The organism is Escherichia fergusonii ATCC 35469 (assembly GCF_000026225.1).
Taxonomy (GTDB): Bacteria; Pseudomonadota; Gammaproteobacteria; order Enterobacterales; family Enterobacteriaceae; genus Escherichia; species Escherichia fergusonii.
Window position 1 is genome coordinate 1 of record NC_011743.1, and the last position, 26,803, is coordinate 26,803.

Below are 26,803 nucleotides of genomic sequence, written 5' to 3' on the forward strand. Positions count from 1 at the left end.
AAAAACGATTCGAATATGTCTGCAGGGACGATAGAAATCTTCGTGCGGGTTGTCTCGCTGTAGCCGGCTCTGGAGAGCGACTCGGGGGAGGAGTAGTATCTTCCGGCCACGGATATGATCGAGCCAGCAGTGCTCGCCGCAGTCGAGCGACAGGGCGAAGCCCCGAGTGAGCGAGGAAGCACCAGGGAACAAAACTTATAAATTCTGCTTACGCTCAATGCCTGAAAAATCACCTCCCCTCGGGGTTATCCACTTATCCACGGGCATATTTTTATAAAGTACTTTTTTATTCTTTTTCTTTATTTTACATCTTTTAGGGAGCCTGAAAGCCGCGTACAGTGCGGCCTGAGAGGGGGCCTGTATGGGCAACTGGTAAACATAATATGGGAAATTAATCACGTATCAGTGGGTTTTGTGTCAACAAGCTATGGGATACGCATCAACAAGCTATGGGAAAGAGGTCAAGTTCAGTTCTCAATTATCCACTTGTGGATAAAGTGCAGATTTTTCCGGTGGATAAGTATCGCGATAGCTTGCAATTTCTGTTTTCACTGTCATTATGGGTGGGTAAAAATTTACCCATAGGCATTGAAATGGATACTCAAGCACTCTTGCCAGCTACTAAAACGTTTAAAAAACGCGCCAGTATAAAGCAATCTAACGAATTGACCGAAGCTGCATATTACCTGCCTCTTCAGGCAAAACGTGTGCTGTGGTTATGCCTCATGCAGGCCTATTTTAATGACAGCCAGGAAGATGACTCTGACGTATTGCCGCTCTTCAAAATCAGCGTTTCCGATTACGTCAAATACTTCAATGTCGCTACGTCTGTCGCCAGTCGTGATGTGAAGGCTGGGGTAAATGCTCTGGGCGAATCAACGGTTACCTTTTATCCAAAAGAAGGTGAGTTTGAAGAAGTTAAACGTCCGTGGCTGGCTGAAGCAGGAATGAAGCGAGGCCGGGGTTCCTGGCAGATTGAATTTAACTACAAGGTCATGCCATTCCTGGTCGGCTTAACCTCCCAGTTCACTACCTATTCTCTCTATGACTGTGGCCAGCTTAATAGTGTTCGTGTCATCCGGCTTTATGAAAGCCTGTGTCAGTTCCGGAGCACTGGTGTCTGGATCACCACACATGACTGGTTATGTGAAAGGTTTATGCTCCCTGCCTCGCAGAAAAACAATATTGCTGAAATGAAGCGTACCTTCCTGGAACCTGCTCTGAAGAAAATTAATGAGAAGACGCCATTAAAGGTAACATATACCACTGAAGAAGATGGTCGCTTGCTGTTTAATTTTCTTGATAAAAAACAATAGTCTGTAATTTTTATTTCCTCCCCCCTTAGTTTGTTGCTGACATATGGGGGGATACTGAACTTGCTGTGTTTCCCATAGTGCTTGCCTAACTTGACCTGTTTCCCGCAATCGCGGCTGTCTGCGGAGTTGACCTGTTTCCCACAGTCCCGGTCGTCTGCAAAGTTGACCTGTTTCCCACAGTCCCGGTCGTCTGCAAAGTTGACCTGTTTCCCACAGTCCGGGCCGTACGCGGAGTTGACCTGTTTCCCACACTCCCGACCGTCCGAGAAGTTGACCTGTTTCCCATAGTCCGGGCCGTCCGAGAAGCTGACCTGTTTCCCTTAGTCCGGGCCGTCTGCAAAGTTGACCTGTTTCCCACAGTCCCGGCCGCCCGCGAAGTTGACCTGTTTCCCATAATCCGGGCCGTCCGCGAAGTTGACCTGTTCCCCACACTCCCGGCCGCCCGTGAAGTTGACCTGTTTCCCATAGTCCGGGCCGTCCGCGAAGTTGACCTGTTTCCCATAGTCCGGAGCGTCCATTAAAGTTGACCTGTTTCCCACAGAGGATGGAAAACTCTTCTTGTGCTGAGCGTAAGAGCTATCTGCCGGAACGGTTCCTCTTCGCTTCCTCGCCAGTTCGCTCGCTACGCTCGGTTACATGGCTGCGGCGAGCGCTGATACATAAGGCTCAGCATTGCACTGGTCGTAACTAAAATCAGAATCCTTCTGAATGACTCTCCTGTCTTGCAAGTTGAATACCTTTCTCAAAGCCCTTTTGTATGAGTTGCTGTTGATGGTCAAAAGTGCGTCTGCGTGTTGCTGCAGTGTGATTTAGTAGCACGCCCGTCGAGCTTCATCCCCCTTCTGTTGAGAGCGAAATCAAAACAATATGATTTTTTTCTTGCAACATGACACTTTTTGTTCAAAATGACAAAAAACGTCATGAGGTGATAAATGGACAATATTGAGCAGTTACGGAAAGTCGCTACACGTGCAGGTAAGCTTCTGACATCTTTGAGCGAAAGTATCCGACAGCAAAAAGAGGAATTGAAGCTTACCGAGTTCTATCAGGAATACAGCAAAGCCGCTCTGTATAAGCTGCCTAAGCTCAGTAAAGGCAGTGTTGAGTATGCTGTGTCCGAAATGGAAGCCGGTGGCTACATTTTTAAAAAGAAACCTTCTGGTAATACGATGAAATACGCGATGACGATTCAGAATGTCATCGATCTGTATAACCATCGTAAAGTACCGAAGTACAGGGATCGCTTCGATAAAGCCTTTACGATTTTTGTATGTAATCTTAAAGGTGGTGGTTCCAAGACAGTTTCTACCGCTTCATTATCACATGCTTTTCGAGCTCATCCTCAGCTTCTGTTCGAAGACCTGCGTATTCTGGCCATCGATTTCGATCCGCAGGCATCTCTGACAATGTTCCTGAGCCATGAGAATTCAGTGGGCTTGGTTGAAAATACGGCTGCTCAGGCCATGCTCCAGAACGTGTCTCGTGAAGAATTACTTTCCGATTTTATAGTACCGTCTATTATCCCTGGTGTTGATGTAATCCCCGCTTCCATTGACGATGCATTCCTTGCTGAAGGCTGGAAGGGATTGTGTGAAGAACATCTGCCAGGGAAAAATATTCATGCGGTGCTTAAAGAGAACATTATCGACAAGCTCCAGCATGACTACGACTTTATTTTCCTTGATAGTGGTCCTCACCTTGATGCGTTCCTGAAAAACTGCATTGGGGCGGCAGACCTGATGTTGACCCCTCTTCCACCGGCGACGGTTGATTTTCATTCTTCCCTGAAGTTTGTGGCCAGCCTCCCTGCCCTCATAGATTCCATCGAAATGGATGGGCACACCTGCAATCTCATCGGTAATGTCGGCTTCATGTCCAAGATCCTGAACAAGTCTGATCACAAAATTTGCCATAGTCAGGCCAAAGAGGTTTTCGGTGCCGATATGCTAGACATGGTTCTGCCAAGACTGGATGGTTTCGAACGTTGTGGGGAGACTTTTGACACAGTTATTTCAGCAAATCCAGCAACCTATGATGGAAGTACAGAGGCACTAAAAAGCGCAAAATCAGCAGCGGAAGACTTTGCGAAGGCAGTCTTTGATCGCATCGAGTTCATTCGTACTAACGGAGGTATGTGATGTCGAATGAGAAAAGAAAAACCATCGGCAGACAGTTAAATACTCAGGCGTCAATGCTCGAAATGGCTGACACCGGTAGAAGTCAGGTATTTACCTTAAAAACCGGCAGGAAGGTAACGTTCAGGTTTGTTCGGGTGCCTGCATCTGAAGTTGAAAGTAAGACCTTCGTAAACCAGGAAAACAATGGAAGAGATCAACTTGCACTGACCAGGGAGTCTCTGAAATCCATTATCCAGACGATTAAGTTTCAGCAGTTCTTTCCCTGTATTGGTATTAAGCAAAGTGAAAGGATTGAGATACTGGATGGTTCAAGACGGCGAGCCTCAGCAATTTTTGTCCGTACAGGCCTTGATGTAATGGTTACCGAAGAACATTTATCAGCTGATGAAGCTCGCCAACTGGCTAAAGATATCCAGACAGCTAAAGAACATAATCTTCGGGAGATTGGTCTGAGATTGATCGCTCTTAAAGAGTCCGGATTTAATCAAAAGGAAATTGCTGAACTGGAGGGATTATCTCAGGCTAAAGTTACCAGGGCGCTGCAGGCGGCGGCCGTACCGCAAGACTTAATTTCTCTGTTCCCGGTTCAGTCGGAGCTATCGTTTAGTGATTATAAACTTCTTTTAGAAGTTAATGAAAAACTCGGTGAAAAGGGATTAACGCCTGAAGAACTCATTCAGTCTGTATCAGCTCAGCTCGATGCAATTTTGAGTGATGGCGAGCGACCAGAAGACGAACAGAAAGCCAGTATTCTGAAGCTGATTTCTCAGGCATCTCAGGCATTGATAGATCCATCTCCCAAGGAAAAGTCAGTGGTTTCCCCACTCTGGTCTTTTGAAGAAAAGGACAAGTTCGCGCGTAAGCGTGTGAAAGGGCGCACGCTGACTTATGAGTTTAGCCGTATGTCAAAAGTGATTCAGGATGAACTGGACAAGGCTATCAACGAAGTCCTTGACAGAAATTTGAGTCAATAATTTCGCCATGGCGATTTCACATCTAACTTATTGTAATTAGGCAGTTTAGGTTGAGAATTTCACGGTGAAATCGCCATGGTTTCACGCCAGTTTCGCTGCAGGAATATCTGACCATCGTGTCGTATAAGCAGGAGAAAGCATCTCCCGTTTCATCTGCCATTCCGGGGCCATACCCCGCCCCGCAAACCATACTTTACCCAGCCCTGAGTTGTTGATCCCGTCCAGAACCCTCATCAGCTCAGCACTGTGAGGGCGTGGCGGGCGTTCGTCGAACAGTTGCAGCTGCGAAACTCCGGAGCCGGTGAAGTCATTCAGCATAACTCCGGCTTTGGCATACCGGTGCCCATCCCTCCAGATACGCTCCAGAGCCGTTGTAGCGGCTGCAATGATGTCCCTGGTGTCCTGAGTGGGTGTAAGAAGTTTTTCCGTAGCCACGTTGCCGTAGTAAGGCTCTTTAATGGCGAACGGAGACGTTTTGATGAAAACGGAAATATGCCGGCAATACTGGTGCTCTTTACGCAGTTTTTCAGAGGCCCGCTCTGCGTGCTGACAGATAGCCTGACGGAGTGACTCGTACTCCGTGATCTTCACGCCAAAACTGCGGCTGCAGACAATTTGCTGTTTCGTCGGAGGGGCTTCCTCAAGCGAAAGGCAGCTTTCCCCGTTCAGTTCCCGTACCGTTCGCTCAAGGACGACAGAAAAATTTTTGCGGATGAAGGCCGGGTTCGTCAGAGCCAGATCGAGCGCGGTTTTTATGCCCAGCACATTTAGCTTGCGTGCAATACGGTTACCCACCCCCCAGATTTCTTCAACCGGCTGCAGTGAAAGCAGTTTCCGCGTCCTTTGCGGATTTCCCCTGGTCAGAGCGAGTACGCCATGAAACTGTTTCCACTCTTTTGAGGCCCACTGGGCTGATTTTGCGAGGGTTTTCGTTGGTCCGGCGCCCACGCCAATGGTCAGGCGGGTACAGTCATACACCTGCTGACGCAGCTGCCGGGCGAAGTCCTCAAGCCCCATACAGTGCTCCACGCTGGTCAGGTCGAGGAACATCTCATCAATTGAATACTGTTCCACCCTGGGGGCCAGTTCCTCCAGGCAGTTCATCACGCGCGCCGATATCGAGGCGTAAAGTTCATAATTACTTGAAAACGCATATATTTTTTCCGGGTATCTTTCGTTTTTTATCTGAAACCACGGAGTTCCCATTTTGATCCAGGGCTTCGCCTCGGCACTGCGAGCGATTACATTCCCGTCGTTGTTGCTCAGGACGACTATCGGCTTTCCTTTCAAATCCGGGCGGAAAACACGTTCACAGCTGGCATAGAAGCTGTTCACATCGGCCAGGGCAAACATCAGTACATCTCCCTCGGGCGGTGGATGATATGCGTGACGACGCCAAAGATATCCAGCTCGTCGGGATCAGGATAAATCGGCGACCAGGAGGCATTCATGGGCTGCAGCGTCAGTCGCGGCGTCAGCAGAAGCCGTTTCACCGTAAACTCCCCCTGCATGCTGGCGACAACGATATCGCCGTGCCGCGGCTTTTCAGCACTGTCCACAACCAGCAGATCGCCATTGTACAGACTGCCGTCGGCCATGCTGTCTCCGCTGGCACGCAGGTAGTACGTCGCGCTCGGATGCCGTATGCAGTAATCATGGAGATCCAGATCGGACTCGACATAGTCAGCAGCAGGGCTGGGAAAACCGCAGCTGGCCAGATCGGCAAACAATGGATGGGCCTGTGGCGGGAGTTCTTTCCCGGTGCTGAAAAGTTGTAGTTTCATCTTTCCTCCTGACACTCTAATTTTACTGGTTATACATACAGTGTTCGCCGGGAGACCGGTAGAGATCAAGGGGTGAAAGTCCCCGACCATTGAAGGACCAGCAATCCACAAGGTCCCCGAGTCATGCGTTGCATACCGCGAGGTATGGGGCGAAGCGTTGACAGGGGTGTTGACAGGCCAGCCATTGAGCCACGAAATGTATATTAAATTACCGGGTGCCGACGTTGTACTGTTAACGGAAGGCAACATCATAGGGTGCGATACTGCGAGTGCCACATGGACCCGGCGGGGTCTGAGACCGGAGCGTAATCAGGCTCATACGTAAGTGGCTCACAGCCGGGACGTTGGAGGAGGGTCAATGGCGAGCAACGGAGGAAGGCACCCCACAGGGTGCGGTCATCTCACCGCTGCTGGCAAACATATACCTCCACTACGTCTTCGATCTGTGGGCGCATCAGTGGCGACGTCGCTATGCCACAGGCAATGTGGTAATGGTCAGATACGCCGATGACATCGTCATCGGGTTCGACAAACGATACGATGCCCGGCGCTTCCGTATAGCCATGCAGCGCAGACTGAGGGAGTTCGGACTCACGGTTCACCCGGAGAAAACCCGTCTGATGGAGTTCGGCCGCTTCGCTGCCGAAAACCGTGCCATCAGGGGAAAAGGCAAACCAGAAACGTTCAACTTCCTCGGGTTCACGCACATCAGCGGGAAAGATCGCAACGGCAGGTTCATGCTGATACGAAAGACCCGCCGGGATCGGATGACGGCAACTCTGAAAGCCATCAAAGACGGTCTGCGAAGGCGCTGGCATTACTCAATCCCCGAACAGGGAAAATGGCTCAGGAGAGTGGTTCAGGGATACCTGAACTATCACTCGGTACCGGGCAACTTCCCCACCATGCAGAAGTTCAGGACACACGTAACAAACCTCTGGCGCCGGGCGCTCAGGCGCAGGAGCCAGAAGGATGATACGACCTGGACGAAAGCAAACAAACTGGCAGCCGCATGGCTACCAAGGGTTCGGGTTCTTCATCCATGGCCTGTGGAGCGGTTCACCGCCAGACACCCGAGGCAGGAGCCCGGTGCGTAAATCGCGCACGCCGGGATCTGTGCGGGGGGTATCCGGTAACGGGTATCCCTACCGCGACATATTTAACAGCGTGACGATAATCCAGATCGCCTGCCGGATAATGGTGCCAACTTACTGATTTAGTGTACGATGGTGTCTTTGAGGTGCTCCAGTGGCTTCCATCTCCATCAGTTGTCCCTCCTGCTCAGCTACTGAAGGCGTGGTGCGTAACGGTAAAAGTACTGCCGGACATCAGCGCTATCTCTGCTCTCACTGCCGTAAAACATGGCAGCTACAGTTCACTTACACCGCCTCTCAGCCCGGTACGCACCAGAAAATCATTGATATGGCCATGAATGGCGTTGGATGCCGGGCAACCGCCCGCATTATGGGCGTTGGCCTCAACACGATTTTACGTCACTTAAAAAACTCAGACCGCAGTCGGTAACCTCACGCATACAACCGGGCAGTGACGTCATTGTCTGCGCGGAAATGGACGAACAGTGGGGCTACGTCGGGGCTAAATCACGTCAGCGCTGGTTATTTTACGCCTATGGCAGGATGTGCAGGACGGTGGTGGCACGCGTCTTTGGTGAGCGTACTCTGGCCACGCTGGAGCGTCTTCCGGGCCTGCTGTCGGCCTTTGAGGTCGTGGTATGGATGACGGATGGCTGGCCGCTTTATGAATCCCGCCTGAAGGGAGAACTGCACGTTATCAGCAAGCGATATACGCAGCGAATTGAGCGGCATAACCAGAATCTGAGGCAGCATCTGGCAAGGCTGGGCAGGAAGTCACTGTCGTTCTCAAAATCGGTGGCGCTGCATGACAAAGTCATCGGGCATTATCTGAACATAAAACACTATCAGTAAGTTGGAGTCATTACCAACCAGTTCACCACCTACTCGCTCCGCGATTGTGGCAGTCTTCGAAATCCCCGGACGATCCGCCTTTATGAAAGTCTTGCTCAATTCAAATCTTCAGGCTTATGGGTTACTACTCATGCTTGGTTAAATGACCGTTTCGTCTTACCGGAATCCCAGCAGAAGAACTTGGCAGAGTTGAAACGATCTTTCCTTGATCCTGCACTCAAGCAGATAAATGAGAAAACACCTTTACTTGCTAAGTATAGTATTGATGATTCAGGAAAATTTCTGTTCTCAATAATTGATAAGCAAAATCCCGTCTGACATAAATCAGCACACATGAGCCTGTCATTTGACAAATTTTTGTCATGAAGATGGGCGGATTTCCACACAGCACCGGCGCCCGGTAAGATGGGCGGATTCCCACACGGCACCGGCGCCCGGCAAGGTGGGCGGATTCCCACACGGCACCGGCGCCCGGTAAGGTGGGCGGATTCCCACACGGCACCGGCGCCCGGCAAGGTGGGCGGATTCCCACACGGCACCGGCGCGCGGCAAGGTGGGCGGATTTCCACACGGCACCGGCGCCCGGTAAGGTGGGCGGATTCCCACACGGCACCGGCGCCCGGCAAGGTGGGCGGATTCCCACACGGCACCGGCGCCCGGTAAGGTGGGCGGATTCCCACACGGCACCGGCGCCCGGTAAGGTGGGCGGATTCCCACACGGCACCGGCGCCCGGCAAGATGGGCGGATTTCCACACAGCACCGGCGCCCGGTAAGGTGGGCGGATTTCCACACAGCACCGGCGCCCGGCAAGGTGGGCGGATTCCCACACGGCACCGGCGCGCGGCAAGGTGGGCGGATTCCCACACGGCACCGGCGCGCGGCAAGGTGGGCGGATTTCCACACGGCACCGGCGCCCGGCAAGGTGGGCCGATTCCCATATCGACATGTATGTAGCTTGTGTTATCTGTGGATTGTGCAGCTCAGCGGGTCGCTGGTCGTATGGCGGAGTGTCCCCCGTAACCGGCCGCGTGCGGCCGCTAACGCGCAGTACGGCGCCGCGTCCCGCAGACGGGCCGCCGTTCCCGCGCGCAGCACTGCGCACCCCCGTGGGGGACGTACGGCAGCTGCGTGGCGGTGAGCGGGATTAGGGCTTTGCAGCTACCGTGTTAAGTTCCCTGGTGTCGCTGAAATAGTTGATGAACATCCCCCTAAGCGTCAGCAGCAAGCTGCCGCCGCTTAGGCCCCGGAAATCACGCCCTTTACGTCGTAAACGCCGTAAAGCCCGCTCACCGGGGTTAAAAGGGATTACTTTGACTTCTTCATTGCTGTTCGCGAGTTAAGGCTAATCAGGGCAGGGGGTAGGGTGGCAGAATTTATAGCCCGGCAACCGGCTACGCCGGGCTTTCGGCGCCATTTTACAACACAGACGGCTTTGTTGAATAAATCGAACTTTTGCTGAGTTGAAGGATCAGATCACGCATCTTCCCGACAACGCAGACCGTTCCGTGGCAAAGCAAAAGTTCAAAATAACCAACTGGCCCACCTACAATAAAGCCCTCATCAACCGTGGCTCCATAACTTTCTGGCTGGATGATGAAGCTATTCAGGCCTGGTATGAGTCAGCAACGCCTTCTTCACGGGGAAGACCTCAGCGCTATTCTGACCTTGCCATCACGACTGTGCTGGTCATTAAACGCGTATTCAGGCTGACCCTGCGCGCTGCGCAGGGCTTTATTGATTCCATTTTTTCTCTGATGAACGTTCCGCTACGCTGCCCGGATTACAGCTGTGTCAGCAGGCGGGCAAAGTCGGTTAATATCAGTTTCAAAACGCCCACCCGGGGTGAAATCGCACACCTGGTAATTGATTCCACCGGGCTGAAGGTCTTCGGTGAAGGCGAGTGGAAAGTCAAAAAGCATGGTCAGGAACGCCGCCGTATCTGGCGTAAGCTGCATCTGGCAGTTGACAGCAACACACATGAAATCATCTGTGCAGACCTGTCGCTGAACAATGTGACGGACTCAGAAGCCTTCCCGGGTCTTATCCGGCAGACTCACAGAAAAATCAGGGCAGCATCGGCAGACGGCGCTTACGACACCCGGCTCTGTCACGATGAACTGCGGCGTAAGAAAATCAGCGCGCTTATCCCACCCCGAAAAGGCGCGGGTTACTGGCCCGGTGAATATGCAGACCGTAACCGTGCAGTGGCTAATCAGCGAATGACCGGGAGTAATGCGCGGTGGAAATGGACAACAGATTACAACCGTCGCTCGATAGCGGAAACGGCGATGTACCGGGTAAAACAGCTGTTCGGGGGTTCACTGACGCTGCGTGACTACGATGGTCAGGTTGCGGAGGCTATGGCCCTGGTACGAGCGCTGAACAAAATGACGAAAGCAGGTATGCCTGAAAGCGTGCGTATTGCCTGAAAACACAACCCGCTACGGGGGAGACTTACCCGAAATCTGATTTATTCAACAAAGCCCGTAGGCAATATTTCGATCGGCTTCATTGGCGAGGAGAGAAAGATACTCTTCCCGCGTCATAGACTGAGAAAAACGTCCGCACATGGTTACCTCCAGTGGTCAGACTTAAAGTATAGATAATGCCGCGTCAGCGGCATGGAGGCGCCAGCTGAAGTTGAATGGAGTACTGCGGGTAAATGGCGCCGTCGCCCGGCGCAGCCGGCTGCTGTTTTGACAGGTTCTGCCTCACCCACCCCCTTCCCTGCAAAGCTATACCCGCTAAAAACGGCTCAGATGCCTCTGTACGCGGTCGGAGTGGTCCCGGCAAGGCGACAGCCGCAGTCGGGGCGTATCTCCGCGTTAGCGGGCCGTTAGGGCCGCTTACGAGCGTGTATCCCAGAACTTACCGCGACACTACTCACAGAGATGACGAAGAGTAGTTACAACACCCATCATTAAAAGCGACACTACTCCCGGCCTTCGGCCGGGGGCGGCGGCGCTTTTCAGTGGTGGGGAGGGGCTCCTGGCCGGCAAACCGGCGCCGGTTTTATGATGAATTTTCATTTGAATGCTGTAACTAATGCAGTTCTTCCGCTGGGGCCCGACGCGAAGCGATGGGAGCTACTTTTATCTGAGCGACGCGGACGCGTGCGGCCGCTGTAAGCGAAGGCCTCATTGAGTTATTCACAGAGCCTGACCTGCTCCCCGTTGATTAGTACACCCCGATGTTAGTAATGTCTTCATAAGCCACATGAGGACATCCCCATGAAAAAGCGTTTTTCCGACGAACAGATCATCAATATCTCCGCGAAGCCGAAGCTGGGGTACCGCATCTATCAACTTAATGGCCTGAGTGTAAAACGCAGACGACGTCGTAAAGGGCTGGCAACAGAACGTCTGCCGCTGCTCCGTCCGGCGGCGCCCAATCTGACCTGGTCGATGGATTTCGTCATGGACGCACTTTCCACCGGTCGCAGGATCAAGTGCCTGACCTGCGTGGATGATTTCACAAAGGAATGCCTGACGGTCACTGTTGCCTTCGGGATTTCAGGCGTGCAGGTCACGCGTATTCTGGACAGCATTGCGCTGTTTCGCGGCTATCCGGCTACGATAAGAACCGATCAGGGCCCGGAGTTTACCTGCCGCGCACTCGATCAGTGGGCTTTTGAGCATGGTGTGGAGCTGCGACTTATCCAGCCCGGCAAGCCAACGCAGAACGGATTTATTGAGAGCTTTAACGGACGATTTCGCGATGAATGCCTGAATGAGCACTGGTTCAGCGATATCGTTCACGCAAGGAAAATCATTAATGACTGGCGGCAGGATTATAACGAGTGTCGTCCACATTCAGCACTGAATTATCAGACGCCATCAGAGTTTGCAGCACGGTGGCGAAATGGAAAATGTGAAGGTAAACAAACCGACCTTACTAACTGACGGTTGTATCTAATCCTGGGGGCAGGTCATGTCAGCCCTTAGGCTCAATGCCGCGCTGCTGTAGTTCTTTGCGGATGATGCGCTTGATCCAAGCAGCCAGTGATTCGTCGCCATCCTGTTGTTGTGCTTGTTCCATTAGCTCACGTAGCTCGGGATCTAATCTGAACTGGAATGGAGGATTACCACGTCTTTCATTTTTGTGTGTTGACACGTTAATTACACCCGATGTAATGTGTTTATGTGTAATGACACATTACATACAAGAAAGACAAATAGCAACGCCCCGGAGTGCGGGAACACTACCGAGGCGTCTAACCAAACCGTTATACGAGGTAACAGTTATGGCTGGATCACAGCATACCCAAACTCGCCCTGAATTTACATGGAGATTTCTCTCCACCTCTGAGCGCTACCCTACCGCCAAACCATTGGTGATCTACGTCAAAGACACCTACATTGAATACTGGGGCGAAATCTTCGTCTCTGCCCGCATCATTGAATTTGGCATCACGTTCGAGCGCTTTCTTAAAGATCCATGGAAGCATTTGATGTCCTGTGGCCAAGAGTCTGCCCCAGACTCGATTGCGGAAGGGATGCTGCCATTGCTACCAGCCCAGGCAGAAGTTGCTAGGCGTGTTCGAGAGAATGAATTGCGTCAGTTGGCATTCCAGCGTGAGCTTCTATCAAGGCCAGAAAAGAAACATTCGAACAATATCAAGCCAATTTTTATAGCCAACAAGACGACTTGTTGATACTATGAAACCTACTGAAAAACAGTAGGTTGCTTGATGGCATTCAATCGATGGCTTCCTAGTTTTAGATGATTAGGGCTTGTCCCAAATGGATTGAGAGGTTGACAGTGCAAGACAACACTGGACTTGAAGAGCTTAGCCAAGCACAGAGAGAACGACTCGCTCATATTGATTTCACTTTGTTATTTAAAGGTGAAGCTGGGCGGAGTTATTTAACCGAGCGCTTTAGCGTAGCGCCGTCTGTGGCAACACAAGATTTTGCGCGGTACAAAGCGTTGGCTCCTAACAACGTTATGTATGACGAAAAGCGCAGAGTGCACTTGAAGACGAGCACATTCCAGCCGTTGTTTGATTATGACATTGTTCGAACGCTTGCGACGATAAGCCAAGGATTCGGTGATGGCTTTCTTGGCAAGGTTAGGCCACCTATGGCTTGTGAAGCACCATTTCATCTCAATAAGCCGAAATTGGAAGTGGTAGCGGCGATTAGTGAAGCCATACATAAACGCGCGGTGATTAATATTGAGTACACCTCATTGTCGAGTGGTCATGGGAGCAGGCAAATAGTTCCTCATACCTTGATTGACAATGGCTTGAGATGGCATGTCCGAGCATTCGATAGAAAGCATAGAGAATTTAGGGATTTTGTTTTAACCAGAATAAGTGAAGTTGAGTTGTTAGAGGATAAGGTTAACGACGAAGTTGAGACTCTTCAGTGGGATAAGCAATGGAACCGAATCGTTGAACTAGAGCTGATACCTCATCCAAAACTAGCACATCCAGAAGCTGTATTGATAGACTACGCAATGGAAAACAATAGGTTGCGTGTAGAGATAAGAGCTGCGTTCGCTGGATATTTACTGCGTTTATGGAATATCGATTGTTCAAAGAATAGCAAGAGCAATGGGCGAGAGTTCCATTTAGCACTTAAAAATCCAGAAGCACTATACGGCGTTGACAATGCTGCACTCGCTCCTGGATATAGCGAATCGTGAGATGAATTTATGAATATAAAAGAATATTTAGGCGATCTTATCGGAAGCAGTTTATTGATAACTGAATCTAGAATAATCGCAGAATCGCTACTGAAAAAACTTCCAGAAGATGAGTGGAAGTCGCTGATCGTTGAGCAAAATGTTCTTCAGAAAAAATCCGGTCAGACGGCTATTCGTTATGCCAGAACAATCCGTTGGCGTATTGAAGGTCTGGGTGATGAGTTTATGACTGATCTTTTAGCCGCGAGTGAACGTGCCTATATCCAAATGCTGATGATGTCATTACTCATTCATTCTCCGGTTGTCGCTGATTTTATGCGACATACCTTAGCCGAGGCTCGTCGCACCTATAAACCCGCTTTAACCGCTGATGCATGGTCTGAGTTTTATGACACGAGAGTGCGGGCATATGCCGAACTTGGCGGTTTTTCTGACTCAACTATCAAAAAAATGGGTAACAACGCAATTAAGGCATTGGTTGATAGTGGCTACCTGAGTGATAGCAGGACAAAGAAAATACAACCTGTTTACCTAATGCCAGAAGTTAAAGACTGGTTAGTTCGTCTGGGCCGGGAAGATTTGATTGAGGTCATGGAGTGCACAATATGAAGGCTCTCCAGACCAGGCTTGATCTTATACAGGAACGAATTGAAAGCCCTAAGTTTTTGAAAAACGATGGCTTGGGCAATGAAATTGGATTTTGGGTATTTGACTATCCAGCCAAGTATGAACTGCTTGTACGAGAGCACCTTAAGCACGTTGACGAAAAACTCAACAAGCGTGGTTACCGCTTTGTCCATCTCAATATTTTTGAAGTCTTGATAGATATGCTTGAGGAGCGAGGCCTTTTCGACCGAGCTTGCCAGCGTGAATTGCAAGTCGGTGTTGATGGTCTTCGAAAAACACTAGCCGGGCCTCTGAGCCAAGAGAAAGTGGCAAGGTATATCGCGGACAAATATAAGCCATCAGAACTTGAGTTTGTGTTGCTGTCAGGCTTAGGCAGTGCGTGGCCTCTTGTCCGAGGACATGAGTTACTTAGTGCTCTGCAAGACGTGATGGGTAGCACGCCATTAGTGCTTTTCTATCCGGGTGAATATAGCGGAAGGGATTTGCATCCTTTTGGCATGATCGAATCTAAAAACTACTATCGCGCCTTCAAGCTTGTGCCTGAAGACGGTAAAAAAAATTAAGAGCAGGGAGCCTCCCGAATGAAAATTGAACAGATTTTTTCCAAGAAGTTGACGCGTGACATTAATGGCGTTGTTAAAGCGGAACAGAAAGACAATGACAGTGTGTATGTCGAGCTTGATGAGTATGTTGTTACCCGAGAGCTAGATCGTCACTTTCGTGCATTTTTTGAGGCTTATGTACCCTCTGTTGAGAAAAGCCACGGTGATATGTCAGGTAAAATTGGCGTATGGATTTCTGGCTTCTTTGGCTCGGGTAAATCGCACTTCCTGAAAATTTTATCTTATTTGCTTGAGAATAAATCTGTTGAAAAAGATGGCCAAGGCCGACAAGCGTTTGAGTTTTTCAAAGACAAAATCAACGACGCCATGCTGTTGGCGGACATCCAAAAAGCGGTTACCAAAGACACTGATGTTATTCTTTTTAACATCGATTCGCGAGCCAATACGGACGACCGAGAAAATGCCATTCTTAAGGTCTTCCTCAAAGTCTTTAATGAGCGTGTAGGATACTGCGCTGACTTTCCTCATATTGCGCACTTAGAACGCGAGCTTGATAAACGTAATCAATACGCATCTTTCAAGGACAAATTTGCTGAGTTGACTCAATCAACTTGGGAAAAGGAGCGTGACGCCTATGACTTCTATCGAGACGAACTTTCAGAAGCACTCGCTCATGCCAGTGAGCAATCATTAGAGTCTGCCAAAGCGTGGGTTGAGCAGGTTGAAAACAATTTCCCGCTAGATATCCGAAACTTCTGTAAGTGGGTTAATGAATACTTAGATCGCACTGGGGATCGTAACCTTCTTTTCTTAGTCGATGAAGTCGGTCAGTTTATCGGTAAGAACACACAAATGATGTTGAAGCTTCAGACCATTACTGAAGATCTTGGCACATATTGTGGTGGCAGAGCTTGGGTCGTTGTTACCTCTCAGGCAGACATTGATGCTGCCATTGGTGGTATGGATAAGCGCGATGGCGAGGACTTCTCTAAAATTCAAGGGCGTTTTAGTACCCGCTTACAGCTGTCGAGCTCGAATACCTCGGAAGTTATTCAAAAGCGATTGTTGTCCAAAACGGAAGAAGCTCGTACACACCTCATCGATGTCTTTGCTGAAAAGGGCGACATTCTTCGTAACCAGCTGACATTTGATAAAACGACAACCGCGTCTCTAAAGGGCTACACCGATGCTCCGTCTTTCGTGGACAACTATCCGTTTGTGCCTTACCACTACACGCTGGTTCAAAAAGTGTTTGAGTCAATTCGAACAAAAGGCGCGACGGGTAAGCACTTAGCCATGGGTGAGCGTTCATTACTTGATGCTTTCCAATCAGCTGCAAAACAGATGAAGGACTCTGGCCTTGATGTGTTAATCCCGTTTTATAGTTTCTACGCACCGATTGAAAGCTTTTTGGAGCCAGCGGTTAAGCGAACGATTGACCAAGCCTGTGAGTTGGATTCCTTAACAGAATTCGATGGCAAGATCCTAAAAACGCTTTTCTTGATCCGTTATGTGGACGTTGTCAAAAGCACACTAGACAACCTTGTGACGCTGTCAATTGATCGAATCGATGCCGATAAAATTGCGCTGCGTAAACAAATTGAAGAGAGCTTGAATCGTCTTGAACGCCAATTGCTGATTGCGCGTAATGGTGATGAGTTTATCTTCCTGACCAACGAAGAAAAAGAGATCGAAAACGAGATCCGCCACACTGACGTTGAAATGTCAGAGGTCTCGAGCAAGCTTTCAGCCATCGTATTTGACGGTATTTTGAAAGGTAATCGTGCCTATCGATACCCGATTAATAAGCAAGACTTTGCGGTGAGCCGTTTTTGCAATGGTCATCCAAAAGATGGCACCACGCTGGAAGACCTAGTCATTAAAGTCATTTCACCTTTGGATTCGCACTTTGAAAATTACGCCCACGATCAAGCGTGCATCAATCATACGCTTGAGGCTGATGGGTGCGTGCTCGTCAAGCTGGGCGAACATAAGCGTCTTTGGGATGAGCTGACAACCTTTATAAAAACTGACCGATTCTTAAAACAAAATTCAGGACAGCGACCAGAGCAAGAACACCTTCTCCGCGAAAAGCAGATGGAAAATATGGAGCGTGAAAAACGCTTAAGAACGGATTTTGAAGCTTTGTTTGCCGAGGCTGACGTTTACGCTATCGGCACAAAACTGCCGAAGAAATCAGCAACGCCAAGTGCCATCGTCGAAGAAGCATACAAATACGTTATCGAAAATACCTTCGCTAAATTGAACATGCTCAAGGCAACGCCTGGTGAAGTTTTGCGTGAGCTACAGGCCGTTCTTGTTGCTGATGATATTGCTCAGATTGGACGGGATCTTCAAGCGGATGAATGTAACCCAGAAGCTACGCGTGAGGTTGAGCAGTACGTAACGCTAAAAGTCGAGCGTAATGAGCCTGTTTACTTACGTGACATCGTTGCCCACTTCGGCAAGCGCCCGTATGGCTGGCCAGACAATGAAATCTTATTGCTCACTGCAAGGCTGGGCTTGGCTGGAAAGTTATCTTTTAGTACCCAAGGCACAGATCTGGCGTTGAAAAAAGCTTACGAGCCGTTTACCAGCGTGCGTAAACGCGGTGAGATCCGTGTACATAAAATCAGGCAACATGACGAGCGCCAAATCAAAAAGGCTGCTGGTCTTGTTAAAGAGATCTTTTCAAAAACCTTTACCGGCTCTGGTGAAAAGGAGCTCTACGAATTAGTGCGCGATGAATTACTGGCTTGGAATGAAAAGCTTAAATCATTCAGAACCAAGTCACAGACAGGCCATTTCCCAGGTAAATCTCAAATTGACGATGGTCTTGCATTGGTCGCGGGTATTCTTGAGCAAACTTCAAGCTTCGCTCTTATCACCCGATTCTTAGAAGACGCTGATGCCCTTGAAGAGTTTGCTGAGGACTTTGAGGATCTTGATGACTTCTACAATAGCCAATTTCAAACTTGGCAAGCCCTTGCTGGCGCATTGAACGAGAAGTTTAAGGCCAATAGACCTGCGTTAGAAAAAGACAGTGAAGCATTAAAAGCGCTCACTGAATTAGAACGCATTTACAATATGCCCTCACCGTATGAGCAGCTGCGCCACATTAATCCGCTTATCGAGCAGGTGGCAAAAGTTAACTCAACATTGGTTGAAGAAAAACGCACTCATGCCTTAGAGCGTGTTGATCTGCGCATCGGACGTGTAAAAGAAGCGCTAGCTGAAGCTCATGCACCGTCTGAATTACAGAACCAAGCACTGCGCCCGTTACAAATGTGCAGACAGCGCATTGAAGAGACCTCTTCAATACCACAAATTATCAGTGAGCAAACTGAAGCGGAAGGTTACGAGGACGAAGCTTATGAGTTGCTGAATGGCTTTATCGAAGATCAACGCAAAAAAGCTGAAGCTGAGCAAAGACGTCGTGAACTCGAACAGCAGACACGCGAAGAGGAAGCAGCGAAAGCCGGTAAAGCAGCTCCAGCACCTGAGCCAGCCTCTGAACCAGTGCAGCCACAGCCGGTTGCAAAACGTACCGTAACGATTAACTCAACCGATGCCATGGCTAAGTCAGTAACAACCGGATTCATTGAAAGTGAAGCCGAAGTTGATGCCTATCTTGCCGCTTTAAGAGAGCAGCTGATTGCTGCGGTCAAAGCTGGCGACCGAGTAAGAATTAAGTAAGAGGCAACGGATAGCTATGTATCAAGCGGGTGGAACAATAAGATCATTACTCGACAAGGTTGCTGAGCAGGAATACCTGTTACCGGCCATCCAGCGAGAGTTTGTATGGCGACCAGAACAGATCTGTCGTCTATTTGATAGCCTGTTGCAAGGTTACCCGTTTGGGACCTTTCTATTCTGGAAGATAAAACCAGAGAACCGGGATAGTTATCAGTTTTATCAGTTCATGCAGCATTACCATGAGCGCGATAACTACCATTGTGAAAATGTCACTCAGTTACCGGAACGTGAGTTCATTGCCGTCCTAGATGGACAGCAGCGGATTACCGCTTTGAACATCGGCCTGCGCGGTTCATTTGCGTGGAAGCTGACAGGTAAATGGTGGAGCAATGATGACGCCTTCCCAGTGCGCAGGCTTCACTTGAATCTGTTAAGCAAGCCCGACTTGGAAACTGGGTCGATGTATGACTTTGAGTTCCTAACCGACGATAAAGCCTCTTTGGATGCATCTGAACAATACTGGTTCCGTGTAGGCCGGATCATGGAAGAGGAAGAAGATGCACTTATCGATGAAGTTGCTGATGATGCTAGGTTGAGCTCGGAGCAACGCAAAGAGGCTCGCTCAACTCTTCGTCACTTGTATCGGACCATCCATGACAAAGACAAGATTTCGTTTTACGAAGAAAGTGATCAGAGCCTTGAACGTGTTCTGAATATCTTTATCCGCATGAATAGCGGCGGCACTACTTTGTCCTACTCAGACTTACTACTTTCAATAGCAGTAGCGCAGTGGAGCTCGTTAGATGCCCGTGAAGAAATTCATGCATTAGTGGATGAGATGAACCGTGTTGGTGATGGATTCAACGTATCAAAAGATCTCGTTTTAAAAGCAGGCTTAATGCTCTCTGACATCGGTAGCGTGGGCTTTAAGGTTGAGAACTTTAACAAGGAAAACATGGCGATTCTCGAAAAGAACTGGACGCCAATTCGTGATGCGTTATTGCTCTCAATGCAGTTGCTGGCAAGTTTTGGTTTTAATGCACAAAACCTCAGAGCAACAAGTGCCATCCTCCCGTTAGCCTATTACCTGCACCACCGAAAGTTAACGGCAAGCTACCTTTCTAGGGTTGAATATGCGGTCGATAGAGAATGCATCAGAAACTGGCTCATTAGGTCGTTGTTGAAAGCGTCAGGCATCTGGGGAAGTGGTTTGGATACCCTGCTTACTATGCTTCGCTCAGACATTAAACAATCGGGTGATACGGGTTTCCCGCTAGCGAAAATTGAAGCGACCATGCAACAGCGTGGTAAATCGTTGCGCTTTGACCCAGAGGAAATTAGTGAACTAGCGCAGTTGGATTATGGTAATCCGCGTACCTTTGCCTTGTTGACTTTGTTGTTCCCAGGATTCGATTTTTCACGACACTTTCATGTGGACCACATTTACCCCAAAGGTTTGTTTACGCGTAACAAGCTTGCAAAAGTTGGTGTCCCAGCTGAACAGCTAGATGAACTCATCGAGGCATCTAATAAGCTGCCAAACCTTCAACTGTTGGAAGGGACAATCAACAACCAGAAGCGGCAAAAAATGCCCCATGAATGGTATGCGCAGCAGTGGCCTGATGTGAATGCAAGACAAGCACATCTGCAATCGCAAGCCATAACATCATTACCTGAACAACTAAACCAGTTTATGGACTTTTACCGCGAGCGTCAGGAAACACTGCTTGCCCGCATTAGAACTGCATTACAACCCGCAAGCAGCGTAGAGACAGAATAAGAGGCGCAAGATCATATGAATACGAACAACATGAAAAAATACGCACCAAAAGCGCGCCGCGAATTTATGGATGCGGTAGCTAAACGATTAAATACCTTTGGTATCACCGCGAATAAAAAGGGCGAGCTACAAATTGCAGAAGCGAATCTACAAGGTTCTGTGCTTCAAATCGCCGGTAACAGTTTTGACGGTAAACTGGCCGAGCCCAGAAAACGCATAGTAGCCAGAAGCCAGAAACTGGGGTATGCACAACTTATTGAACAAGTAGCTTATACCTGGTTCAACCGTCTGTGTGCTATTCGCTATATGGAAATCCATGACTATCTAGGCCACGGTTTTCGTGTTTTGTCGCACCCAGACAACCCTAAAGGCTTTGAAATTATCGACCATGCCCAAGACGCTGCGGATGAACTCGGATTAGATAGAGCTCGCATTGTTGAACTCAAGCTTGCGGGCAACAAAGACGAAGAGCTGTATCGTGAACTGCTGTTAGGCCAGTGCCATAAGCTTCATGAGGCGATGCCTTTCTTATTTGACGCATTGGACGATGAAACTGAGCTTCTTCTACCAGACAACCTAACGCGTACCGACTCAATTCTGCGTGGATTGGTAGACGGCATCCCTGAAGAGGACTGGCAACAGGTAGAAGTGATTGGTTGGCTTTACCAATTCTACATCTCTGAAAAGAAAGATCAGGTAATGGGTAAGGTGGTCAAGAGTGAAGACATCCCTGCCGCCACCCAGCTATTTACACCCAACTGGATTGTGAAGTACCTAGTACAAAACTCAGTCGGTCGTCAATGGCTGCAAACCTACCCAGACTCTGCCATTAAAACGCAGATGGAATACTACATTGAGCCTGCTGAACAATCTGACGAAGTTAACCAACAGCTAAAGGCTATTACGCCAGAATCTATTGAACCTGAAACCATCAAAGTACTTGACCCTGCTTGTGGTTCGGGCCACATATTGATTGAAGCCTATAACGTGTTAAAAGCCATCTACGAAGAGCGTGGTTTCCGCTCTCGTGACATTCCAAAGATGATTCTGGAGAATAACCTCTACGGCCTGGACATAGATGATCGTGCAGCGCAGCTATCTGGCTTTGCGCTGATGATGATGGCCAGAGATGACGATAAGCGTATTTTTACCCGTAACGTGCGACTTAATGTACTGTCATTGCAGGAAAGTAACCATCTTGACCTGCCGACCTTATGGAAAGCACTCAATCTATCGGGAAGTTGGCAAAGCGGCACATCACAAGGCTTGTTCTCAGATGATGATCAAGATTTAAGCTCGTTCAATGCAGACAACCGCTACCAACTGCTGAAGCGAACGTTGGCAAGATTTACTCAGGCCAAAACCTTTGGTTCTTTGATTGATGTACCTAGCGATGACCATGAACAGCTAAAAGAAATACTTAGCACTCTAGTCGAGCTACAAGAGTCAGGCGACTCAATGCAGAAGCCTGCGGCGAAGCAGTTGATTGAATTTGTTCATCAGGCATTGGTACTGTCGATTCGTTACGATGCTGTTATTGCGAATCCCCCTTATATGGGAAGCAAATACCAAACGGCTGAAGTTAAGATGTTTTTAAAAGATAACTTTAAAGGTTATGAAAAGGATTTATTTTCAGCCTATATAGTTCGAAATCTACAACTTGCTAAAGAGCATGGCCAGCTTGGGTTTATGACGCCTTTTGTATGGATGTTTATTTCAAGCTACGAACAACTAAGAAGCACTTTAATTGATGATGAAATTATCTCAACGCTAATCCAGTTAGAGTATTCCGGTTTTGACGGCGCAACAGTGCCTATTTGTACCTTTACACTAACTAAAGGTCATATTCCTGAATATATCGGTTCATATATACGATTGTCGGATTTTAAAGGTGCTGCAAACCAAGCACCTAAAACGCTCCAAGCAATAAAAAATCCCGAATGTGGCTGGTTTTACAAGGCTAAGTCAGATGATTTCAAAAAGATCCCCGGAAGCCCAATTGCTTATTGGGCGTCTAGCTTACAATTCTCAATGTTCGATTCACACCCGTTGCTTACAAGCATCGCTAATGTTGCTGAAGGGACTACTACTGGTGATGTAAATAGATTCCTAAAGATGTGGCATGAAATAGATGTCAATGGCTTAGGTATAGGTTTTGATAGTCGAGAAAGAGCAAAGGATTCTGGAAAGAAATGGTTTCCATACAATAAAGGAGGGGAATATAGAAAATGGTTTGGAAACAACGATTATGTTGTTAATTGGGCTGAAGACGGTAAAGAATTAAGACAATATCAAGGTTCCTTTTTACGTGGTGAAAAATTCTATTTTAAAGCAGGTTTAACTTGGTCAAAGGTTTCAAGTGGGATCTTAAGCTTTCGCCTTTTTGATGAAGGTTTTTTGTTTGATACCGGAGGCTTATGTGCGTTCTCTGACAACATTGAGTACATTGCAGCAATATTGAACTCAAAAGTATCACTGGATATTATGAGTATTCTTGCTCCGACTCTAAATTTTACAGTTGGAACTGTATCTAGTTTACCTATAGTAGAAGGTATTCCGAGACTAACTGAAAATGCCAATAGACTAAAAAGACTTTCCAAGTCAGATTGGGATAGTTATGAAACATCATGGGATTTTACTAAACACCCGCTGTTGTCACATACATCACTATTGATAAAGGATTCATATAGCCGCTTATTGCTCGAAAATAGTCAATCTCTCAAAGAGTATAGAGAAATTGAAGAGTACAACAATAAGGTTATCGCTGAGGCTTATGGAATAACATCAGACGCTTTAACAATTGCTGATCATGAGATTACATTGTTTTCTTCTTTCGGTTATAGGTATGGTCCCGATCGCGCTGTTAACGGTGAATTTTTGTATAGATCTGATGTCGTCGCTGAACTTATTAGCTACTCAATAGGAGCGATGTTAGGGCGATATTCTATTGATAGTAAAGGAGTAGTCTATGCCCACACAGCAAACGAGGGCTTTGAACAGCTTGTTGCCGAAGGAGCTTACAAAACATTCCCAGCCGATGAAGATGGAATCATTCCGTTAACAGATCAAGAGTGGTTCAAAGACGATGCTACCAACCGGTTCCGTGAGTTTGTTCAAGTTGTTTGGGGTGATGATCATCTGCAAGAAAACTTGGATTTCGTCGCCGAATCACTATGTCTCAACGCCATTAAACCGAAAAAATCTGAATCAGCTCTGGAGACGATTCGCCGTTATTTATCGACTCAGTTCTATAAAGACCACCTGAAGACTTATAAAAAACGCCCTATTTATTGGCTGTTTAGCTCAGGCAAACAGAAGGCTTTTGAGTGCCTGGTGTATTTGCATCGCTACAACGAGGGCACGCTTTCGCGTATGCGTACCGAGTATGTCACCCCGCTACTAGGCAAATACGATGCTTATGCAGAGCAACTTGAGAAGCAGATTGAAACGGCCGACTCGACCAGTGAAGCAAACCGCTTCAAGAAAGAGTTGGATGCCTTAATCAAGAAACAGGTCGAACTACGAGAGTTTGATGACAAGCTAAAACACTATGCCGATATGCGTATTTCACTGGATCTGGATGATGGCGTGAAAGTGAATTACGGCAAGTTTGGTGATCTGTTGGCTGATGTTAAGGCCATTACCGGTTCGGCCCCGGAGGTTAACTAATGCAGATTAGCGAACTGGCACAAGGCGTTGCTGCCAAACTTGAACAAAGCCGCATTGTGTTTTGGTACGACCCAGAGCAAAGCTTTACTGAAGAGCTTGAGCATTTAGCTAACGCCCTATCTATTGCAAAAGAAGTAGGCGATAGCGCGGCAGATATAACTGCTAGGGTACTGCCAAATGATTTGACCATCCTCAATATGGGCAATGAGTCTGTATTGGCAGTGAAAAAACGCATTGAAGTAGATGAGCGTGAAGCTAAATTCCTTATCTATTTTCCAAGCGCTGAGCCAGAGCCTGACCGCGATTGGTTGCTAGACGTGCGTTTGTATAGCGAGCAGTTTTTTGCTGATCACAGCTCAATGCTGCTTAATGAGCTGGGTATCCCGAAAATGGCGCTACGCACGCACATTCGTAAGCGCCAGAGCTTTTTTGCCAATAAACAGCGCATAGCCGGTTTAAAAAAGTGGGTGACTGAGAACGAAGACGAACTGTCGTTAGACAGGAAGATGATGGCAGTGGTTGTAAAAGCTGATTCTGCGTCTTTGTCGGACATTCTGCTTGGGTTACTACGCGAATATGCGGCTTATATCGAAGATGAAAGCCTTGGCCAACCTTTATGGAGCCAGCTAGGAAAGTTTGATCTTGAGACCTCACTCTGGGCATATCTGAGTGAGGGTTTTGGCTATACAGTCGAAGAGCCAACCTTCCCAGACTTCGTGTTGAAATTATTCTGTACTGAATTCTGGAGCCAAATTGAAGGTGTTGAACGCGATTGGTTGCTTAACAATGTTCTAAAAAGCGCATCAGGCCGGGCGACAGCCTTGGCGTTTATGGTGAGCTGGCGCGACAGCCGCTCTTTCGCCGCTTACTACGAAAGCATCTCTAAGGTGCTTAGCCAACAGTTGGAAATTTCGACTCGTGCTGGCCAGTACCATCCGGTTGAACTTATCGAATGCGAAACGTTCGAGGCTGTGGAACAGGCCATAATCCGTGGTTTAGTTCGTGATTTGCTCGATAGCAGTAAAGCGCTAGACCGGGTTCAGTTTGATACGGTCTTATCAAGACGTCTTGCTAGCCACTGGACATTGTCACGCAAAGAATACTTCGCAATTTATGAAGCTATCCGCAACGCTGAAGAGTTAATGCACTTGCGAAATCGCTATGTGGACGGGTTCCACTTTGATAACGCGAAAGCAATGTACGACGCCTATACCACAGACATTTATCGTTTTGACCAGGCTTACCGTTTGTTCAATGAACATGTGCACTCTGTATTGAGTAAAGGTGCAGACATACTGCGTCAGCTCGACGACGAAGTCGAAAGCATTTATACCAACTGGTACTTATATGAGCTTGGCCTTGCCTGGGATCGTCACTTGGCCAATGAGAAATTACTTGAAAAGTGGCAGATTTCTGGCGTACCGCACCAGTATGACTTCTATGAAAAAGAAGTTCGCACACGACTGAGTCTGAAACAGACAAAACGCGTGTTTGTGATCATCTCTGATGCACTGCGTTTTGAAATTGCGAATGAGCTTGGCGCTATCATTAACAACGAGAAGCGATTTAAGGCTGAGGTGTCTACGCAGTTGGGCGTTTTGCCGAGTTATACCCAACTTGGGATGGCGGCATTATTGCCTCATAAGGCGCTCAGTTACCAGCCAGAGCAAGGCACGGCTGTTTATGTGGATGGTATTTCTTCACAGGGTCTAGACAACCGCAACGCCATCCTACAAAAAGTAGGTGGTATGGCAGTGAGTTCTAAGGAACTGATGAGCTGGAGTAACCAGGAGGGGCGTGACAAGGTTCGAGACGTAGAAGTAGTTTATATCTATCACGATACCATTGATGCGATTGGTGATAAGGCTGCAACTGAAGAGAAAACGTTTGAAGCCTGTCGTAGTGCCATTGAAGAGCTAAAAGATCTCGTTGGGCGGGTCATCAACCGTCTAAACGGCAGCCGAGTTGTGATCACCGCTGACCATGGCTTCCTCTTCCAACAAAAAGCACTTGTAGCGGCTGACAAAACCTCGTTGAAAACCAAACCTGCTGGCGCGATAGAAGCCAAGAAACGTTATATCGTTGGTAATAACTTGCCTTCAGATGAAGCCTGTTGGAAAGGCTCAATAAACGATACGGCTCATGGCTCTAGTGATACCGAGTTCCTGCTTCCAAAAGCGGCTCAACGCTTCCACTTTGTTGGTGGTGCCAAGTTTGTGCATGGCGGAGCGATGCTACAGGAAGTATGCGTCCCGGTACTGCATGCGCGAGAGCTGCAAAAAGAACAAGCAGCAAAACATGAGAAACAACCGGTAGGTGTTGTTGCAGCCACTCAGCCCATCAAATTAGTAAACAATATCGACAAGGTCAGATTTATTCAGACAGACCCTGTAGGCGAGCGTTTTGTCGCACGGTTGTTGGATGTCTATATCGTCGATACACAAGGTAATGAAGTATCCAGTCGTGAAACGATTAACTTTGATAGCGTGAGTAAAGTTATGGATGAGCGTACTCGCGAAGCTAGGTTAAAGCTTATTGGCTCTCAGTTCGACAGGAACGCTCAATACACATTAGTTCTTGAGAATGCGGAAATGAGAACCCGTTATAGCCAATACGCGGTAACCATTGATTTGGCATTCCAAGATGATTTTTTCTAAGGC

17 protein-coding genes and 4 pseudogenes are annotated in these 26,803 nt (G+C 48.2%); 16 read left to right on the forward strand and 5 right to left on the reverse strand.

Annotation, left to right across the window (positions count from 1 at the left end):
* Positions 1-449 precede the first annotated feature (449 nt).
* On the forward strand, positions 450-1,316 hold the full coding sequence (locus tag EFER_RS00005) for a replication initiation protein (RefSeq protein WP_004118283.1): 867 nt from the start codon (positions 450-452) through the stop codon (positions 1,314-1,316).
* A gap of 320 nt (positions 1,317-1,636) precedes the next feature.
* Here EFER_RS00005 and EFER_RS00010 read toward each other — a convergent pair whose 3' ends face one another.
* Complete coding sequence (locus EFER_RS00010) at positions 1,637-1,834, reverse strand: FliH/SctL family protein (RefSeq protein ID WP_000339856.1); 198 nt, start codon at positions 1,832-1,834, stop codon at positions 1,637-1,639.
* A 414-nt stretch (positions 1,835-2,248) separates the two neighbouring features.
* Between EFER_RS00010 and EFER_RS00015 the strand changes: the two genes are divergently transcribed.
* Complete coding sequence (locus EFER_RS00015; RefSeq protein WP_000368714.1) at positions 2,249-3,454, forward strand: AAA family ATPase; 1,206 nt, start codon at positions 2,249-2,251, stop codon at positions 3,452-3,454.
* Positions 3,454-4,428: a ParB family protein gene (locus EFER_RS00020; protein ID WP_000064120.1), complete on the forward strand. Its 975-nt coding sequence runs from the start codon at positions 3,454-3,456 to the stop codon at positions 4,426-4,428. Before EFER_RS00015 ends, EFER_RS00020 begins: the two co-directional genes overlap by 1 nt.
* 81 nt (positions 4,429-4,509) lie before the next feature.
* On the opposite strand, the gene EFER_RS00025 is transcribed toward EFER_RS00020, so the two are convergent.
* On the reverse strand, positions 4,510-5,781 hold the full coding sequence (locus EFER_RS00025; RefSeq protein ID WP_000457558.1) for a Y-family DNA polymerase: 1,272 nt from the start codon (positions 5,779-5,781) through the stop codon (positions 4,510-4,512).
* Positions 5,781-6,212, reverse strand: a complete 432-nt coding sequence (gene umuD / locus EFER_RS00030; protein ID WP_000776034.1) for a translesion error-prone DNA polymerase V autoproteolytic subunit — start codon at positions 6,210-6,212, stop codon at positions 5,781-5,783. The genes EFER_RS00025 and umuD overlap by 1 nt, the downstream gene beginning before the upstream one ends.
* A gap of 296 nt (positions 6,213-6,508) precedes the next feature.
* Between umuD and EFER_RS00035 the strand changes: the two are divergent.
* The 4 genes and pseudogenes from EFER_RS00035 to EFER_RS00050 all read left to right on the forward strand — a co-directional run.
* Positions 6,509-7,309 (forward strand): annotated as a pseudogene (locus tag EFER_RS00035) (reverse transcriptase domain-containing protein); the annotation flags it as partial.
* Positions 7,310-7,460: 151 nt separating this feature from the next.
* Positions 7,461-8,158 (forward strand): IS1-like element IS1X3 family transposase gene (locus EFER_RS00045; RefSeq protein WP_223229472.1). Its coding sequence is split into 2 segments (ribosomal slippage): positions 7,461-7,710 and positions 7,710-8,158, totalling 699 coding nucleotides; the frame shifts between segments, so codons are not numbered across the junction.
* A gap of 9 nt (positions 8,159-8,167) precedes the next feature.
* A pseudogene (locus EFER_RS22560) lies at positions 8,168-8,476 on the forward strand (replication initiation protein); the annotation flags it as partial.
* Between the two features lie 1,143 nt (positions 8,477-9,619).
* Positions 9,620-10,588, forward strand: coding sequence for an IS5-like element IS903B family transposase (locus EFER_RS00050; RefSeq protein ID WP_000654802.1), 969 nt, complete (start codon positions 9,620-9,622; stop codon positions 10,586-10,588).
* A gap of 57 nt (positions 10,589-10,645) precedes the next feature.
* Here EFER_RS00050 and EFER_RS23940 read toward each other — a convergent pair.
* Positions 10,646-10,729, reverse strand: a pseudogene (locus EFER_RS23940) (SOS response-associated peptidase); the annotation flags it as partial.
* 720 nt (positions 10,730-11,449) lie between these two features.
* On the opposite strand from EFER_RS23940, the pseudogene EFER_RS00055 reads away from it, so the two are divergent.
* Positions 11,450-12,061, forward strand: a pseudogene (locus EFER_RS00055) (IS3 family transposase); the annotation flags it as partial.
* Positions 12,062-12,092: 31 nt separating this feature from the next.
* Here the strand turns inward: EFER_RS00055 and EFER_RS23950 are convergent.
* Positions 12,093-12,272, reverse strand: coding sequence for a YlcI/YnfO family protein (locus EFER_RS23950; RefSeq protein ID WP_012600012.1), 180 nt, complete (start codon positions 12,270-12,272; stop codon positions 12,093-12,095).
* A 223-nt stretch (positions 12,273-12,495) separates the two neighbouring features.
* On the opposite strand from EFER_RS23950, the gene EFER_RS23955 reads away from it, so the two are divergent.
* The 8 genes from EFER_RS23955 to pglZ all read left to right on the forward strand — a co-directional run bounded on the left by EFER_RS23955 (position 12,496) and on the right by pglZ (position 26,800).
* Positions 12,496-12,813, forward strand: coding sequence for a hypothetical protein (locus EFER_RS23955; RefSeq protein WP_032156934.1), 318 nt, complete (start codon positions 12,496-12,498; stop codon positions 12,811-12,813).
* 68 nt (positions 12,814-12,881) lie between these two features.
* Positions 12,882-13,808, forward strand: coding sequence for a WYL domain-containing protein (locus EFER_RS00070; RefSeq protein ID WP_000617209.1), 927 nt, complete (start codon positions 12,882-12,884; stop codon positions 13,806-13,808).
* A gap of 9 nt (positions 13,809-13,817) precedes the next feature.
* Entirely contained in the window at positions 13,818-14,417 is a 600-nt protein-coding gene (locus EFER_RS00075; protein WP_001021938.1) for a DUF1819 family protein, read from the forward strand.
* Complete coding sequence (locus tag EFER_RS00080) at positions 14,414-14,998, forward strand: DUF1788 domain-containing protein (RefSeq protein ID WP_000645940.1); 585 nt, start codon at positions 14,414-14,416, stop codon at positions 14,996-14,998. The genes EFER_RS00075 and EFER_RS00080 overlap by 4 nt, the downstream gene beginning before the upstream one ends.
* Before the next feature lie 18 nt (positions 14,999-15,016).
* Positions 15,017-18,694: a BREX system P-loop protein BrxC gene (gene brxC, locus EFER_RS00085; protein ID WP_000687847.1), complete on the forward strand. Its 3,678-nt coding sequence runs from the start codon at positions 15,017-15,019 to the stop codon at positions 18,692-18,694.
* 16 nt (positions 18,695-18,710) lie between these two features.
* Positions 18,711-20,474, forward strand: coding sequence for a DUF262 domain-containing protein (locus EFER_RS00090; RefSeq protein WP_000283751.1), 1,764 nt, complete (start codon positions 18,711-18,713; stop codon positions 20,472-20,474).
* 15 nt (positions 20,475-20,489) lie between these two features.
* On the forward strand, positions 20,490-24,143 hold the full coding sequence (gene pglX / locus EFER_RS00095; RefSeq protein ID WP_001095615.1) for a BREX-1 system adenine-specific DNA-methyltransferase PglX: 3,654 nt from the start codon (positions 20,490-20,492) through the stop codon (positions 24,141-24,143).
* Positions 24,143-26,800 carry a BREX-1 system phosphatase PglZ type A gene (gene pglZ / locus EFER_RS00100; protein ID WP_001167230.1) on the forward strand — a complete coding sequence of 886 codons (2,658 nt, stop codon included), beginning with the start codon at positions 24,143-24,145 and terminating at the stop codon, positions 26,798-26,800. Before pglX ends, pglZ begins: the two co-directional genes overlap by 1 nt.
* Positions 26,801-26,803: the final 3 nt, after the last annotated feature.

Bases quoted from the DNA above. Each gene is read 5' to 3' on its own strand.
- EFER_RS00005 (WP_004118283.1), top strand. From the start codon at position 450: ATGGGAAAGAGGTCAAGTTCAGTTCTCAATTATCCACTTGTGGATAAA.
- EFER_RS00010 (WP_000339856.1), bottom strand. From the start codon at position 1,834: ATGGACGCTCCGGACTATGGGAAACAGGTCAACTTCGCGGACGGCCCG.
- EFER_RS00015 (WP_000368714.1), top strand. From the start codon at position 2,249: ATGGACAATATTGAGCAGTTACGGAAAGTCGCTACACGTGCAGGTAAG.
- EFER_RS00020 (WP_000064120.1), top strand. From the start codon at position 3,454: ATGTCGAATGAGAAAAGAAAAACCATCGGCAGACAGTTAAATACTCAG.
- EFER_RS00025 (WP_000457558.1), bottom strand. From the start codon at position 5,781: ATGTTTGCCCTGGCCGATGTGAACAGCTTCTATGCCAGCTGTGAACGT.
- umuD (WP_000776034.1), bottom strand. From the start codon at position 6,212: ATGAAACTACAACTTTTCAGCACCGGGAAAGAACTCCCGCCACAGGCC.
- EFER_RS00070 (WP_000617209.1), top strand. From the start codon at position 12,882: ATGATTAGGGCTTGTCCCAAATGGATTGAGAGGTTGACAGTGCAAGAC.
- EFER_RS00075 (WP_001021938.1), top strand. From the start codon at position 13,818: ATGAATATAAAAGAATATTTAGGCGATCTTATCGGAAGCAGTTTATTG.
- EFER_RS00080 (WP_000645940.1), top strand. From the start codon at position 14,414: ATGAAGGCTCTCCAGACCAGGCTTGATCTTATACAGGAACGAATTGAA.
- brxC (WP_000687847.1), top strand. From the start codon at position 15,017: ATGAAAATTGAACAGATTTTTTCCAAGAAGTTGACGCGTGACATTAAT.
- EFER_RS00090 (WP_000283751.1), top strand. From the start codon at position 18,711: ATGTATCAAGCGGGTGGAACAATAAGATCATTACTCGACAAGGTTGCT.
- pglX (WP_001095615.1), top strand. From the start codon at position 20,490: ATGAATACGAACAACATGAAAAAATACGCACCAAAAGCGCGCCGCGAA.
- pglZ (WP_001167230.1), top strand. From the start codon at position 24,143: ATGCAGATTAGCGAACTGGCACAAGGCGTTGCTGCCAAACTTGAACAA.